Source organism: Luteimonas sp. A537, from assembly GCF_054052065.1.
The window spans coordinates 466,498-481,661 of sequence record NZ_JBSVRH010000002.1 but is presented as its reverse complement, the minus strand read 5'-3'; the positions used below and the strand labels follow the sequence as shown (position 1 = coordinate 481,661).

General features: G+C 69.9%; 12 protein-coding genes and 2 tRNA genes. 3 read left to right on the top strand and 11 right to left on the bottom strand.

What is annotated here, in order from left to right; all coding sequences use genetic code 11:
- Positions 1 to 2: 2 nt before the first annotated feature.
- From ACW7GZ_RS06155 to rnd, 7 genes are all read right to left on the bottom strand, one after another.
- Positions 3 to 872 (bottom strand): DMT family transporter, encoded by an 870-nt coding sequence (locus ACW7GZ_RS06155; protein ID WP_457003966.1) that lies wholly within the window; start codon positions 870 to 872, stop codon positions 3 to 5.
- Positions 873 to 913: 41 nt separating this feature from the next.
- The gene (gene murB, locus ACW7GZ_RS06150; RefSeq protein ID WP_457008404.1) at positions 914 to 2,023 is read right to left on the bottom strand and encodes a UDP-N-acetylmuramate dehydrogenase; all 1,110 of its coding nucleotides are present in this window, start codon (positions 2,021 to 2,023) and stop codon (positions 914 to 916) included.
- Positions 2,020 to 3,078: a quinone-dependent dihydroorotate dehydrogenase gene (locus ACW7GZ_RS06145; RefSeq protein WP_457008402.1), complete on the bottom strand. Its 1,059-nt coding sequence runs from the start codon at positions 3,076 to 3,078 to the stop codon at positions 2,020 to 2,022. The genes murB and ACW7GZ_RS06145 overlap by 4 nt, the downstream gene beginning before the upstream one ends.
- Positions 3,079 to 3,085: 7 nt before the next feature.
- Positions 3,086 to 4,621 (bottom strand): L-piperidine-6-carboxylate dehydrogenase, encoded by a 1,536-nt coding sequence (gene amaB, locus ACW7GZ_RS06140; protein WP_457003206.1) that lies wholly within the window; start codon positions 4,619 to 4,621, stop codon positions 3,086 to 3,088.
- Between the two features lie 25 nt (positions 4,622 to 4,646).
- Positions 4,647 to 4,723, bottom strand: a tRNA-Arg gene (locus tag ACW7GZ_RS06135).
- 706 nt (positions 4,724 to 5,429) lie between these two features.
- Positions 5,430 to 5,505 (bottom strand) — tRNA-Ala (locus ACW7GZ_RS06130).
- A gap of 15 nt (positions 5,506 to 5,520) precedes the next feature.
- On the bottom strand, positions 5,521 to 6,639 hold the full coding sequence (gene rnd, locus ACW7GZ_RS06125) for a ribonuclease D (protein ID WP_457003208.1): 1,119 nt from the start codon (positions 6,637 to 6,639) through the stop codon (positions 5,521 to 5,523).
- A 169-nt stretch (positions 6,640 to 6,808) separates the two neighbouring features.
- Between rnd and ACW7GZ_RS06120 the strand changes: the two genes are divergently transcribed.
- Both ACW7GZ_RS06120 and ACW7GZ_RS06115 read left to right on the top strand, forming a co-directional pair.
- Entirely contained in the window at positions 6,809 to 8,620 is a 1,812-nt protein-coding gene (locus ACW7GZ_RS06120) for an SUMF1/EgtB/PvdO family nonheme iron enzyme (RefSeq protein WP_457003968.1), read from the top strand.
- 20 nt (positions 8,621 to 8,640) lie between these two features.
- Positions 8,641 to 9,558 carry a M48 family metallopeptidase gene (locus ACW7GZ_RS06115; RefSeq protein WP_457003210.1) on the top strand — a complete coding sequence of 306 codons (918 nt, stop codon included), beginning with the start codon at positions 8,641 to 8,643 and terminating at the stop codon, positions 9,556 to 9,558.
- Between the two features lie 94 nt (positions 9,559 to 9,652).
- Here ACW7GZ_RS06115 and phaR read toward each other — a convergent pair whose 3' ends face one another.
- From phaR to gluQRS, 3 genes are all read right to left on the bottom strand, one after another.
- Positions 9,653 to 10,138: a polyhydroxyalkanoate synthesis repressor PhaR gene (phaR, locus tag ACW7GZ_RS06110; protein WP_457008400.1), complete on the bottom strand. Its 486-nt coding sequence runs from the start codon at positions 10,136 to 10,138 to the stop codon at positions 9,653 to 9,655.
- Between the two features lie 86 nt (positions 10,139 to 10,224).
- Entirely contained in the window at positions 10,225 to 10,965 is a 741-nt protein-coding gene (gene phbB, locus ACW7GZ_RS06105; RefSeq protein WP_457003213.1) for an acetoacetyl-CoA reductase, read from the bottom strand.
- 48 nt (positions 10,966 to 11,013) lie between these two features.
- On the bottom strand, positions 11,014 to 11,964 hold the full coding sequence (gene gluQRS / locus ACW7GZ_RS06100) for a tRNA glutamyl-Q(34) synthetase GluQRS (RefSeq protein ID WP_457008398.1): 951 nt from the start codon (positions 11,962 to 11,964) through the stop codon (positions 11,014 to 11,016).
- A gap of 87 nt (positions 11,965 to 12,051) precedes the next feature.
- On the opposite strand from gluQRS, the gene htpX reads away from it, so the two are divergent.
- On the top strand, positions 12,052 to 12,960 hold the full coding sequence (htpX, locus tag ACW7GZ_RS06095; RefSeq protein WP_457003217.1) for a protease HtpX: 909 nt from the start codon (positions 12,052 to 12,054) through the stop codon (positions 12,958 to 12,960).
- 39 nt (positions 12,961 to 12,999) lie between these two features.
- Here the strand turns inward: htpX and ACW7GZ_RS06090 are convergent, their stop codons facing one another.
- Positions 13,000 to 15,081 (bottom strand): EAL domain-containing protein, encoded by a 2,082-nt coding sequence (locus ACW7GZ_RS06090; protein WP_457003218.1) that lies wholly within the window; start codon positions 15,079 to 15,081, stop codon positions 13,000 to 13,002.
- Positions 15,082 to 15,164 lie beyond the last annotated feature (83 nt).

Here is a 15,164-nt window from a genome sequence, read left to right as displayed (position 1 = left end):
CGCTATTCCGCCGGCTTCGCAGCCTCGGCCGGCGCCGTGGTCGCCGCGCGCCGCCCGAGCTGCACCTCGCGGTGCGCGATATAGGCGTTGGCGACGAGGATGATGCCGGCGCCGAGCAGGGTCCAGCGCGTGGGTTCCTCGCCGAACAGCAGCCACGCGGCCAGCGCCACCAGCGGCAGCTGGACGAAGCTGATCGGCTGCAGCGCCGAGACCTCGCCGATCTTCAGCGCGCGCGTCCACAGCAACTGGCCACCGGTACCGAACGCGCCCAGCAGGAGCAGCCACAGCCAGGTGATGCCCTGCGGCCACTGCCAGGCGAACAGCGCCGGCACCAGCGACATCGGCACCCAGAACACGTAGGTGTAGAAGACGATGGTGTCGGCCGCATCCACGCGCGAGAGCTGCTTGATCTGGATTGCGACCAGGGCCCCGAGCAGGGCGCCGGAGAGGGCCACCAGGGTGCCGAGGCTGAAGTCGGTGCTGCCCGGGCGCACGATCACCAGCACGCCGACCAGGCCGATCAGCACCGCCGACCAGCGCCGCATGCGCACGACTTCGCCAAGGATGAACACCGCCGCCACCGTCGCGAACAGCGGCGTGGCGTAGGACAGCGCAATCGCCTGCGCCATCGGCAGGTGGCCCAGCGCCCAGAAGCCGCAGAGCATCGAGCCGACGCCGATCGCGCAGCGCAGCACGTAGCGGGGTAGCTGGGTGGTGCGCGGCAGCTGCCAGCGGCCATGGAACAGGAAGGGCAGCAGGAACAGCAGGCCGAAGAAATTGCGGAAGAACGCGACCTGGTACGTCGAAAGATCGGCCGAGGCGAGGCGGATGGTGACCGCCATCGCTGCGAAGAAGCTGGTGCTGCCCAGCATCAGCAGCGCGGCGCGTGCCTGCGGGTTCGGCGCCGCCGCGCTCACCAGCTGGCGCCGATGATGCGCGGCTCCGGCTCAAGCGCCACGCCGAAACGCGCCTGCACCGAATCGGCGATGCGTCGCGCCAGCGCAAGCAGGTCCGCGCCGCTGGCGTCACCATGGTTGACCAGCACCAGGGCGTGGCCGGGCGCGACGCCGGCGTCGCCATCGCGATGGCCCTTCCAGCCGGTGGCGTCGATCAGCCAGGCGGCCGACAGCTTGCGCAGGCCGGGCGCACCGGCCTCGAAGCAGGGTAGTCCTGGATGTTCGGAGAGCAGGGCGTCCGCCTGCGCCGAGGGCACGATCGGGTTCTTGAAGAAGCTGCCGGCATTGCCGAGCAGTGCCGGGTCTGGAAGCTTGCGCCGGCGGATCCGGCAGACGGCGTCGGAGACCTGCGTCGGCGTGGGCGCATCGATGCCCATCGCTTCCAGCTCGGCGCCCAGGCCCGCGTAGCCGAGCTCCAGCCGCGGCGTGCGCGAGAGCATGAATTCCACCGCGGTCACCACCCAGCGCCCGGGCTCGCGCTTGAAGCGGCTGTCGCGATAGGCGAAGCCGCAGTCGGCCGCGGCCAGGCGCACGGCGGCGTCGCGTTCGCGGTCCCAGACCTCGACGGCGTGCACGCGGCGGTCGAGCTCGACGCCGTAGGCACCGATGTTCTGGATCGGCGCGGCACCGACCGTGCCCGGGATCAGCGAGAGGTTCTCGAGTCCGGACAGTCCCAGCGCCAGGGTGTGGAGCACGAAGTCGTGCCAGCCGCAGCCGGCTTCGGCGCGCACGATGACGGTGTCGCCATCGCCATCGCCATCGCCATCGCCATCGCCGTCATCATCGATGTCATGCCCGTCGTGCCCGTCGTGCGTGATCGCATCGCCGGTGAGCGCCAGCGCGACGCCGCCGAAGTCGCCCGCGAACAGCAGGTTGCTGCCGCCGCCGAACACCAGCAGTCCATCGTCCACCCGGGGGTCGGCAAGGACGCCGGACAGGGCATCGGCATCGGCCACCTCGACCAGCCAGGCCGCGCGCGCGGGCACGCGGAAGCTGGTGCGCGCGGTGAGGTCGGCGTCGCGCGTCCAGCGCACCGCGGGGTCTGCGTCGATGGCGGCGGCACTCACAGGTTCGGGAGGTTGCCGCGGCTCGGCGCTTCCTTGCGCCGGCGGATGGCTTCGACGCACTCGCCGACCAGCGCCGGGCCGCGGTAGACAAGGCCGGTATAGAGCTGCACCAGTGATGCACCGGCGGCGGTCTTCTTTGCCGCGTCGGCGCCGGAAAGGATGCCGCCAACACCGATCAGCGGGATGCCCTCCGGCAGGCGCGTGCGCAGCATGCGCAGCACCGCGGTGGACTTGTTCATCAGCGGCTCGCCCGACAGCCCGCCGGACTCGTGAGCGTGCGCATGGTCCTGCACTGCGATGCGCGACACCGTGGTGTTGGTGGCGATCACGCCGTCCACGCCCAGGTCGCCGAGCACGCGCGCGGCGGCGTCGATGTCCTCGTCGCTGAGATCGGGCGCGACCTTGACCAGCATCGGCACGCGGCGGCCGTGGCGCGATGCCAGCCGCTCCTGCGCTTCGCGCAGTTCGCCCACCAGGTGGCGCAGTGACTGCTCTTCCTGCAATTCACGCAGGCCGGCGGTGTTGGGCGAGGAAATGTTGACCGTGACGTAGTCGGCCAGCGGATACACCCGCTCGAGGCAGTGCAGGTAGTCGACGTGCGCCGACGCGTTGGGCGTGTCCTTGTTCTTGCCGATGTTGATGCCCAGCAGGCCCTGGTTGCGGCGGCGCGCGCGGCCGACGTTGCGCACAAGGGCGTCGACGCCATCGTTGTTGAAGCCCAGCCGGTTGATGATGGCCCGGTGTTTCGGCAGGCGGAACATGCGCGGCTTCTGGTTGCCCGGCTGCGGCCGCGGCGTGACCGTGCCGACTTCGACGAATCCGAAGCCGAGCCCCAGCAGTGCATCGATGTGCTCGCCGTTCTTGTCCAGCCCGGCGGCGAGGCCGACCGGGTTGGGGAAGCTCAGGCCGAAGGCCTTGGTCGGGAACGCGCGTGGCACGCCCCCCAGCAGGCGCTGCACCCGCATGCGGTGCAGCGCGTCGAGCGAAGACAGGCCAAGGCCGTGCGCGCGCTCCGCGTCGAGTGCGAAGAGGAAGGGACGCGCAAGGCCGTACATGCTGTCCTCAGAGGTCGAACTTGATGCCCTGGGCCAGCGGCAGCGCGTCGGAGTAGTTGATGGTGTTGGTCTGGCGGCGCATGTACGCGCGCCACGCATCCGAGCCCGACTCGCGACCGCCGCCGGTGTCCTTCTCGCCGCCGAACGCGCCGCCGATCTCGGCGCCGGAGGTGCCAATGTTGACGTTGGCGATGCCGCAGTCCGAGCCCGCCGCCGACAGGAAGGCCTCGGCGCGCTTGAGGTTGGTGGTGAAGATCGCCGACGACAGGCCCTGCGGCACGTCGTTCTGCATGGCGATGGCGTCCTCGAGCTCCGAGTACTTCATCACGTACAGGATCGGCGCGAAGGTCTCGGTCTGCACCACCTCGGCGTCGTGGGCCAGGCCGGTGACGATGGCCGGACGCACGAAGAAGCCCTTGCGGTCGGTGAACGCGGTGCCGCCGCTCTCGACCGTGCCGCCGGCGGCCTTGGCCTGTTCGATCGCCGCCAGGAATGCATCGACCGCCGACTGGCTGTTGAGCGGGCCCATCAGGTTTGCAGGGTCGGTCGGATCGCCGATCTTTGTCTCGACCTGGGCGTAGCCGGCCTTCAGCTTCGCCAGTACGTCATCAAAGATCGACTCGTGGATGAAGGCGCGGCGGGTGCTCGTGCAGCGCTGGCCGGCGGTGCCGACCGCGCCGAACACGATCGCCGGGATCGCAAGCTTCAGGTCCGCGGTCTCGTCGACGATCATCGCGTTGTTGCCGCCGAGCTCGAGCAGCGAACGACCGAGGCGGCGCGCGACGCGCTCGCCGACCTGGCGGCCGACCTTGGTCGAGCCGGTGAAGCTGATCAGCGCCACGCGACGGTCGTCGACCATGCGCTCGGCAAGCGCGTTGTCGGTGTCGTTGAACAGGAAGAACAGGTCCGGGAAGCCGCCTTCGCGCAGCGCCTCGTTGCAGATCCGGATCGAGGCGATCGCCGACAGCGGGGTCTTGCCCGAGGGCTTCCAGATCGAGATGTCGCCGCAGGCGGCCGCGATCAGCGCGTTCCAGGCCCAGACCGCGACCGGGAAGTTGAAGGCCGAGATGATCCCGACGATGCCCAGCGGCTGCCACTGCTCGTACATGCGGTGGCCGGGGCGCTCGGAGTGCATGGTCAGGCCGTAGAGCTGGCGCGAGAGGCCGACGGCGAAGTCGCCGATGTCGATCATCTCCTGGACCTCGCCGTCGCCTTCCGGCTTGGACTTGCCCATCTCAAGCGCGACCAGCGAGCCCAGCATGTCCTTGTTGGCGCGCAGCGCGTTCGCGCACAGGCGGACGGCTTCGCCGCGCAGCGGCGCGGGCGTGGTGCGCCAGGTCTTGAACGCGCGCTGGGCGCGCTCGACGATGACTTCGTAGTCCTCGGCCGAGGTGGCGTGCACCTGTGCCAGCACTTCGCCATCGGTCGGGTTCACGGGCTCCAGCACGCCGGCATCGCGGGTCTTGGACCACTCGCCATTGCCGAGGTAGGTGCCGGATTCGGTGGCGGAAAGGCCGAGGGCGGTGAGGACGGGATGGGGCATGGGGAAAACTCCTTGAGGCGAAATGTGGTGCCCCCGGCGCGATTCGAACGCACGACCTTCCCCTTAGGAGGGGGACGCTCTATCCAGCTGAGCTACGGAGGCAGCAGCCGGCAATTCTCGCACGGTGCCTCCGGGACGGGCAAAGAATGCGGGTGCGCGTGAGTGCCCTCCGGGAGGGAGCGCGCTGCCCGCCGTGGAGGCAGGGGGGATGCCCAGCCGGATTATTCGCGTCCTGCTCCCAGATCCGGCCGCCGGCCATCCATGGCCGGCTCTGGGCATCCCCCCTGCATCCACGGCGGGCTCGAACCTTTTGCGCGGTCGTGGACGGAGGCAACGTCGACGCCGACGTCGCAACTGGGCGGATCGCCCCGGATCAAGCGGCACAGCCACGCCACGGCTTCGTCCACGAGCGCGAGCGCGCCCGCTCCTGATCTCCGCCCCGAAGCCAAGAAGCTCCACGGCCCGTCCCGTGCACAGGGGGTGTGCGTACAGCCGGCCATGGATGGCCGGCGGCCGGCAGTGGGAGCAGGACGCGGAGACTGCCGGGGGAGCACACCCCCTGTGTGCGGGACGGGCAGCGCGGACTACAACGGAGAAATGCGCGGGACGTGCAGCGCGGACCCCAGCGGAGAAGCTCCCGGCCCCAGCTGTCACGTCAGCACCCCGGAGCCTCGAGAAGAACCAGCCACTCAGCCGGGCCGGCCATACGCCTCTCCCTTAGTCGGGAGAAGAGCCACAAAAAAGGCTGGAGCGGTTTCCCGTCCAGCCTTTTTGCGTGGATATCACTGCGGCGAGTGACACGTCTGATTGGTGGAGCGGAGGGGGATCGAACCCCTGACCTTCGCGATGCGAACGCGACGCTCTCCCAGCTGAGCTACCGCCCCATCAGGCGGACCATTCTACGCGTGCGCGTCCCCGGTCGGCAATTCCCCCGCGTCAGCGGCGAGCAGCGGCGCAAGCACCGGTTCAAGCTGGGCGCGTCGCCAGCGGCCCAGCGTGGTCCAGTCGTGGTCGTCGAGCAGGGCCTCGAGGCGGCGGCGGGAGGCCAGCACGCCGTCGGGCAGGCCGAGCTCGGCGCTGCGTGCGGCGACCGCGTCCTGCAGGCGGCGCACGGCGCGCTTGTCGCGCTCTTCGGTGCGGATGGGCGGGGCGTCGGCCTCGTCGGCCAGCGGGGTCAACAGGGCGGTCCAGACCTCGGCCAGAAGCTTGCGCGGGGCCTTGGGGTGGCGGTCGAACAGGGTCTTCAGCACGGCCTGGTCGGTCGGCTCGCTGCGCGCGATGGCCGTGGCCAGGTCGTTGTCGAGCACCCAACTGCGTGGCCGGTCGTGTTCACGCGCCCAGGCGTCGCGCCAGCGCAGCAGGCGCAACAGGCGGTGCTGGCCGGCCTGGTTGAAGTACTGGGCGGCGCGGATCGGCAGGTGCGGCCAGCGCTCCAGGCTCTCGTCGCGGGCGTTGGCGACCATGCGCTCGCAGTCTTCGCGCAGCCAGGCCTCGCGGCCCAGGGCTTCAAGCCGGGCCTGCAGGTGGTCGTGGAGCTGGAACAGGTGGCGCACGTCGTCGGCGGCATAGGCGAGCTGGGCGTCGGACAGCGGCCGGCGCGTCCAGTCGGAGCGGGTCTCGCCCTTGCCCAGCGCCACGCCGGTTATGTCGGCCACAAGGCGCTGGTAGCCGGCGCCCGCCGCGATGCCGGCGATTGCCGCGGCCACCTGGGTGTCGAACAGTGTTTCGGGCACCGCCTTGCAGGCGTGCAGGAAAGCGATCAGGTCCTCGCTGGCGCTGTGCATCACCTTGGTGATGCCGGTGTCGAGCAGGATGCCTCGCAGCGCATCGGGCATGCCGGGCGCCTGCATGTCGAGCAGCAGGATCTCGTCGTGCACGGCCATCTGCGCCAGCGCCAGGTGTGGCCACCAGGTGCGTTCGCGGATGAATTCGGTGTCCAGGCCGATGCGGGACGGGCGGGTCTCGAAGCGGGCGAGCAGTGCGGCGGGGTCGCTGACCCAGGTGAAGTCGTGTTCCATCGGCGCCAGCCTACCGGCCGCCGTGCATCCCCGGCAATCGTCGGCCGGCGGACCACCCGGCTGCGCGACGCGCCCTGCTTGCCGTAATCTGGCGGCCGTGACTACCCAACAGACGCTTTCCACGCACGCCGCCTGGTCGCGCCGGGCCGGTATCGCCGCCGCGCTTGCGATGCTGCTGACCGCCGGCTGCGCGCGCGACGAGGCCCAGGCTCCCGATGCACCGGAGGCCGCCATCGCCAGCCGCGGCGATGGCAGCGTCACCATCAGCGGCGATGACCGCCTGGCCGAAAGCCTGACCTGGCACGCGCCACGGGTGGACCTGGGCGACGACGAGACGGCGCTGCCCGACGCCCTGGAGCGCGCCGACCAGGCGCTGGAGGCCGACAACCTTGATACGGGGCCGGAGTCCGCGATTCCCCTGTACCAGGCGGTGCTTGCACGCGACCCCGACAGCGCGGAAGCCGCTGCAGGCCTTGAGCGCGCGCTTGAGGGCTTGCTCGCGCAGGGTGTCGCTGCCCTGGACAACGCGGGCGACGACGATGCCGCGCTGCGCCGTGCGCGGGAGGTCGCGGCGGTGGCACGCAGCCTGCGTCCGGCCGATGGGAAGGTGCGCGCGTACCTCGCCGGGGTGGATCGCGCCGAACAGCTGGCCGAGATCAATCGCGCCGCCGGTGACGAGCTCCGCGCCGGACGCCTGGGTGAGTCGGGCGGCGGTGCCCTGGCCCTGGTGCGCAAGGCGTTGGCGCTTGATGAAGCCCAGCCGCGCGCGCTGCAGGTCCGGGCAGCGGTGGAAAGCGCCCTGATCCGGCGCGCCGAGGAAGCCGCGTCCAAGGGCGACTTCGAGGGCGCCGGGACCTGGCTTGGCCACGCCGGCGCGGTGCGCGAAGACGCCACCACGGTGGCCGATGCCCGCGCCCGCATCGGCATCGAGCGCCGGGCCTGGATCCTGCGCCTGCGCGACGAGGGCATCGCGGCGCTGCCGCAGGCCGATGGCATCGAGCGCGCGCGCGCGCTGCTGGCGCGCATGCTGGTGCTGGCCGAGCCCGGCAACGCCGCGGTCGCCGAACTTCGCGAGCGCATCGACCTGGCCGTCCATTACGGCAACCATCGTCCCGGGCAGCGCTTCACCGACGCCGCCGCGGGCGGCCGCGGGCCGCAGATGGTGGTGGTGCCGCACGGTGGCTTCAGCATGGGCGCGGCGGACGACGACGGCGACGCCGACGACAACGAGCGGCCGCGGCGCTACCTCCGCTTCGATCGTGGCTTCGCGCTCTCGCTCAACGAAGTCAGCGTCGGCGAGTTCCGCCGCTTCGTCGACGCCACCGGCTACCGCACGCGCGCCGAGCGCCGCGGCTTCTCGATGGCATATGACGAACGCAGCGGCAACTTCGTGCGCCGCAGCGGCGTCGACTGGCGCTCGGACTTCGCGGGTTCACCGGCCGCGGCCGACCTGCCGGTGGTCCACGTCGGCGGGCGCGACGCCCAGGCCTACGCCGACTGGCTGGCCGAGGTCAGTGGCCAGCGCTACCGGCTGCCCAGCGAGGCCGAGTTCGAGTACGCGCTGCGTGCCGGTGGCGAAGGCCGTTACCCCTGGGGTGACGATGCCCCGCCTGCGCGCGCCGGCAACTTGACCGGCAGCAAGGACAGGTCACCCGGCGGCCGCGGCTGGAGCAACGCCTTCAAGGACTATGGCGACGACCACTGGGGGCCGGCGCCGGTGGGCACTTTCACGCCGAATGCATTCGGCGTGCACGATCTTGAGGGCAATGTCAGCGAATGGGTCGCCGACTGCTGGCACGACAGCTACCGTCGCGCACCGGTTTCCGGCTCCGCCTGGGTCAACCCGGGCTGCCGCATGCAGGTGGTGCGGGGCGGTGCCTGGGCCAGCTCGCCGCCGCAGACGCGCAGCTCCTGGCGCGCGCCATCGCCGGTCGACAACACCAACGCGCGCGTCGGCTTCCGGGTTGCGCGCGACATCTGAAAACAAGGCAGGGGCGACACATGCGACAGAATCCTTTGGGGCGTCGGCAACAGCAGCAGGCGGCGCGACCGCGGAAGCGGGGCTTCAACCCCAGGATCCTGGTCCTCGTCGCGTTCATCGGCTACGGCGCCTACTACTATTTCTCCAACCAGACCCTTGACCCGGTGACCGGCGAGAAGGTCCTGATCGATCGCTCGCTGTCGGTCGAGGACGAGAAGGCGCTGGGCCTGCAGGCCTTCGAGGAGATCCTGTCGCAGGAGCGGCCGGTCGATCCCGACACCCCGATCGCCCGCGAGGTGCAGGAGATCGCGCGCCGGCTGATCGCCAAGGTGCCCGAGATCGAGGCCGCGCTGGCGGCGGAGAACGGCCAGCAGCCGACCGGCTTTTCGTCGACTTTTGAATGGGATGTCCAGGTCATCCAGTCCGAGCAGGCCAACGCCTTCTGCCTGCCGGGCGGCAAGATGGCGGTCTACACCGGCCTGGTGCCGGTGGCGCAGAACGAGGACGCGATGGCGGTGGTGATGGGCCACGAGATCGCCCACGCGCTGCTGCGCCACGGCGCTCAGCGCATGGCGCAGCAGAAGCTGTCGCAGGTCGGGCAGATGGCCGGCGCGATGAGCGGCATGGATCCGCAGCAGCAGCAGATGGTGATGGCCGCGATGGGCTACGGCTACCTGCTGCCCTATGCGCGCAAGCACGAGACCGAGGCCGACTACGTGGGCCTGATGCTGGCGGCCGCGGCCTGCTACGACCCGCAGGAATCGGTGCCGCTGTGGGAGCGCATGAGCGCGGCAAGCGGCGGCCAGGCACCGCCTGAATTCCAGTCGACGCATCCCAACCCGGGCACGCGGATCGAGAACCTGCAATCACTGATGCCCAAGGCCATGGAGTACCGCCAGCGCTTCTGCGCCGACGCGGCAACGGCGCCTCGCGGCTGACCCACAGGGGCTTTTTTAGGAGCGGCTATAGCCGCGATCGCCCGAAGCGTGCCGTTGCAGGAGCAGCTATAGCTGCTCCATCCGGGGCGGAGGATTATTTGCGCTTGGTGCCGGTGGCCGGTTCGCGCGGCTTTTCAGCAGGCTTGGCGCCGGCAGCCATGGTGCGCTGGAACTCCTGCCACATGGCCATGTTGCGTTCGGTGATGCCGCTCATCATCGACCAGGGGGTCTGGCCGAGCATGCCGCCCATCTGCTGGCGGAACTGCTGCTGCTGCTCGAGGAAGGTCTGCATCGAGCGCTCCAGGTAGGAGCCCATGAAGCCCTGCAGTGAATCGCCATAGAAGCGGATGATCTGGCTCAGGAGTTCGGTCGACAGGATCGGCTGGCCGTCCTGCTCCTGCTCGGAAATGATCTGCAACAGCACCTGGCGGGTGAGGTCGTCGCCGCTCTTGGCGTCGCGGACCTCGAAATCCTCGCCGTCGACGATCAGCTGGCGCACGTCCTCGATGGTGATGTAGCTCGAGATCTCGGTGTCGTACAGGCGGCGATTGGGATACTTCTTGATGACGCGCATGGCCATGCTGCGGTGCTCGATTTTCCTGACTCACCGCAGCATGACGCAGTGCAACAGCGCTTGCAACCGGCCTGCGCGAGGCTTCGCGCAGGCTACCAGCCCATGTATTGGCCACCGTTCGCGGCGAGGTTGGCGCCGGTGATCCAGGCAGCTTCATCGGGCAGGAAAAAGGCCACCGCGTAGGCGATTTCGTCCGGCATGCCCAAGCGGCCCGTCGGGATCTGGGCGACGATCTTCTCGCGCACCGCCTCAGGCACCGCCATCACCATGTCGGTACCGATGTAGCCGGGCGAGACGGTATTGACGGTGATGCCGAGCTTCGCGTTTTCCTGCGCCAGCGAGATGGTGAAGCCGTGCATGCCGGCCTTGGCCGCAGCGTAGTTGGCTTGGCCGTACTGGCCCTTCTGGCCGTTGATCGAGCTGATCTGCACGATGCGGCCCCACTTGCGTTCGCGCATGCCTTCGATCACCGGGCGGGTGACGTTGTAGCAGGCGTTGAGGTTGGTGGTGATGACGTCTGTCCACTGCTCGGGCGCCATCTTGTGGAAGGTGGAGTCGCGGGTGATGCCGGCGTTGTTGACCAGGATCTCGATCGGCCCCAATGCCTCCTCCGCCTTGCGCACCATGGCTTCGGCATCCTCGGCCGAAGACACGTCGCCTTGGACGAGGGTGAATTCAAAGCCCTCGTCGCGCATCGCCTTTTCCCAAGCGCGCGCCTTCTCCTCGTTGCGGTAATTGGTCGCGACCCTGTGGCCGGCCTTTGCCAGGCGCTTGCAGATGGCAGTGCCGATGCCGCCGGTTCCCCCGGTAACCAACGCAACCCGTGACGTCATGTCATCGCTCCCGATGCCAGGCGCGGCGTGCGCCCGCTGCGTTCGATTCTATGCGCGCGGCATTGCAGTGGCATTGTGCAGTGCGGTGGCAGGAACGGGCCCGGGCGGGATGCGGGTCGGATCGAAGCCGTGCACTGCGGCCTGGAGCGTCGCCGCAAGCGTGGCGGAAGCGGGCAGCCTGCGCGGATCCTGGCCGAGTACATTCCATGCGGTGCGCAGCGCGGGCAGCGGGTCGGCGTCGTCCACCGGAAGCGATGCCCGCGACTTCGACAACTTGCGGCCGTCCCCGTCGAGGACAAGCGGCAGGTGCAGGTAGCGTGGCCGCGGCAGGCCAAGCGCACGCTGCAGGAACAGCTGGCGCGGCGTCGAGTCGAGCAGGTCGGCCCCGCGCACCACGTCGGTGATGCCCTGCGCGGCATCGTCCACGACCACGGCGAGCTGGTAGGCCCACCAGCCGTCGGCGCGGCGCAGCACGAAGTCGCCGGCTTCGCGCGCCACATCCTGTGCCACGTGGCCGTGGACAGCGTCGTCGAAGGCCGCGTGGCTGCCGTCAGGCACGCGCAGGCGCATGGCGGGGTCCGGGCGGCGCGCACCGGCGCGGCAGGCGCGATGGATGCCGCCCGACAGGGCGACGTCGCTGCGGCTGCAGTGGCACTGGAAGGCCCGGTCCCCGTCCAGCAGGCGGTCGAGCGCGGCGGCGTACAGCCCGCTGCGTTCGGACTGGCGGACCACCGGTCCGTCATGGTCGAGGCCGAAGGCCGCCAGGGTGCGCAACTGCGCCCGGGCGGCGCCCGGCACCTCGCGGCCCTGGTCGACGTCCTCGATCCGGATCCACCATTCGCCGCCGGTGCTGCGCGCGGCCAGCCAGCTGCCGAAGGCGACCAGCAGCGAGCCGAAATGCAGGGGCCCGGTGGGCGAGGGCGCGAATCGGCCGCGCACCGGGGACGGGGTGGCGGGCGGCGGCTGGAAACTGTCCGGAGGGGCTGGTCTGGTCGTCATGGCGGGCTCTGCGCCGTCATCTTGAATTCAATGATGGCCGGTCACACTTCATGGCATTGCACCACGAACCTTGCAGGAACCGTTCCCATGCTCAAGCGCGTCGTCCTTTTCCTCGCCACCAACATGGCGGTGCTGGCCCTGCTCAGCATCATCATGTCGGTGTTCGGTATCAACCCGCAGTCGATGGGCGGCCTGCTGGTGATGGCGGCCCTGTTCGGCTTCGGCGGCTCGCTGATCTCACTGCTGTCGTCCAAGTGGGTGGCCAAGCGCGCGGCCGGCCTGCATGTCATCACCCAGCCGAACAGCGACGTCGAGCGCTGGCTGGTCGACACCGTCGCCCGCCAGGCCCAGGCGGCCGGGATCGGCATGCCCGAGGTCGCGATCTACGATGCGCCGGAGATCAATGCCTTCGCCACCGGTGCCAACCGCAACAACGCCCTGGTGGCGGTGTCCACCGGCCTGCTGCGCTCGATGGACCAGGACGAGGCAGAGGCGGTGCTGGCGCACGAGGTCAGCCACGTCGCCAACGGTGACATGGTCACCATGGCGCTGCTGCAGGGCGTGCTCAACACCTTCGTGATCGTGCTTGCGCGCCTGGTCGGCCGGGTGATCGACGGCTACCTGAGCGGTGGCCGTGACAACGGCGGTGGCGGGCTGGCGTACTTCGCCATCGTATTCGCGCTCGACATGGTCTTCGGCCTGTTCGCGAGCATGATCGCGATGTGGTTCTCGCGCCATCGCGAGTTCCGCGCCGATGCCGGTGGCGCCGCGCTGGCGGGGCGGGAAAAGATGATCGCCGCGCTGAAGCGCCTGTCGCTCAACCAGGGCCAGAACACCCTGCCCAAGCAGGTCGCGGCCTTCGGCATCAGCGGTGCGATGGGCCACGGCCTGCGCCGGCTGATGCTCAGCCACCCGCCGCTGGAAGAGCGCATCCGCGCGCTCGAGGCCGGCAGCGTGGACGGCGAGGCCGCTCTGCGCCAGGGCCTGCTGGCCTGATGGCATCGGTGGCACCGCGCGTGCGGTGCCACCCGGGCCTTACTCGAAGTCGTAGCCCATGTCCGGCCCCGACGGGGCCAGGAAGTTGCCGGAGACGTAGTCCACGCCGGTGCCGAACAGCACCGACATCGTCGCCGCGTCGCCGACGAAGTCGGCCATGGTCTGGATGCCGAGTTCACGCGCCTTGGCGGCAATCTCGCGTACCCGGCCCTGGTTGTCGGCATTTGCCGGCAGCTCTTCGATGAAGCCGGGATCGATCTTGAGCATGTTCGGCTTCAGGTGCGCGAGCAGCTGGAACGAGTCCAGGCCGGCGCCGAAGTTCTCCAGCGCGATGCGGCAGTCCAGCCGCGCGGCCGCGGCCGCGAATTCCTGCGCGGCCTTGAGGTGGGTGAACACCTTGGCCTCGGCGAGTTCGATCACCAGGTATTCGCCGGGTACGCCGTGCGCCAGCAGCTGCTCGCCGATGTAGCGCGGCAGGCTGTCGTCGGCCAGCGAGGCCTGGCTGACCTTGACCAGCAGGGTGGTGGGCTTGTTGGCGCGGATGCGCTCGCCGATCACCGCGATCGCGCGGCCGACCACGTAGCGGTCGATCTCCCAGAGCAGGCCGTGCTCCTCGGCGATCTGCAGGAAGCTCAGCGGCTTGATCAGCTCGCCGTCGGCACCCTGCAGGCGCAGGAAGGCCTCGTACACGGCGCCGGTATCGCCCTGCAGGCTGATCACCGGCTGGTAGTGCAGGACGAAGCCCTCGTGGTCGAGCGCGTCGCGCAGGCGCGAAACCCAGGCCTGGATGTGCTCCTCCTCGGCGCGATCCACCGCGCTCGGGTCGAAGAGCTCGAAGCGGTTGCCGCCCGTGGCGCTGGCCGAGGCCATGGCCTCGGTGGCCTTGGCGAGGACCTGGCTGACGCTGGCGATCTTCTCGCCGATCTGGACCGCGCCGATGCTGGCGGTGATCACGCTCGAGCGCGAACCGATCTCGAACAGGTCGGCGGAGAACGCCTCCAGCACCTTGCGCGCCGCGGCCTCGGTGCCGGCGTGGTCGCTGTTGGGCACCAGCAGAGCCAGGGTGTGTTCGCCGAAGCGGGCGGCCACCGCGTCCAGGCCCTCGGCCACGCCGCCGAGGCGGGTGGCTGCCGCGGCCAGCAGGTCGTCGGCCGAGTCCAGGCCGATGTCGGCCAGCAGGTGTTGGTAGTGGTCCGGTTCGACCAGCAGCAGTCCGTGCTGCGCGCGGCCCTGGGCAGCGGCGTCCACCGCGTTTTCGAGCGCGAGCAGGAACGTGGCACGGTTGTACAGGCCGGTGGCCTGGTCGCGCTGGCGCAGCTCTTCGATCTCCTGCGCCAGCTCCGGATCGAGCTCCTGGCGGCGGATCACCACCTGCACGCAGGGTTCGCCCTCGTACTGCGCCTGGGCGAATTCCATCGCCGCCGGGAACGCATTGCCGTCGATGTCCCGTGCCTGCAGCTCGTGGCGCGGCGGCGGCGCCTCGCCCTGGCCCAGGCCTTTCAGCAGCTGGCGGAATGCCTCCACGTCCTGCGGGGCGACCATGTCCAGCAGCGACATGCCTTCGATGTCCTCGAAATCCGCGTAGCCGAACATCTCCAGATAGGCCTGGTTGGCGCGGATGTGCATGCCCTCGTGGACATAGGCGATGGGATCGCGCGAAGAGTCGATCAGCGCGTCGCAGCGGCGCTCGGTCTCGCGCAGGCGTGCCTCCAGCCGGCGCTGTGCGCGCCGCGCCTCCAGATCGGCCCAGGCGTCGCGGAGCACGGCCAGCAGCAGCGCGGACGGTTCGCGCAGCGCCAGCGCGCGTGCACCATCGCTCTTGGCCTGGATGTAGCTGTCCCTGTCGATCGCATCGGCCAGCGCCACCACCGGCACGTCCTTGCCGGTGGCCGCCACCTGCTGCACGACCGCGGCGAGCGACAGCATGCGCGAGTCCTGCTGGGCGACGACCAGGTCCAGCGCCTGCGCGCCGACCAGGCTGGCGAACTCGTCCGCCGACGACGGGCGCAGCGGGCGCACGGCGATGCCCGCGTTGCGCAGGGTGCTGACGATGGCTTCGGCCGACTCGGGACTGTCGTCGACGATCATCAGTCGCAGCGCGGTGTCCTGGCTTTTCGACATGGGGTTCTCCGTGGAAGCCGCGTTATGCCATGCGCCGGCTCGCGGCGTCCACGGCGGGGGCATGGCAACAGGGCGCAGGTCGC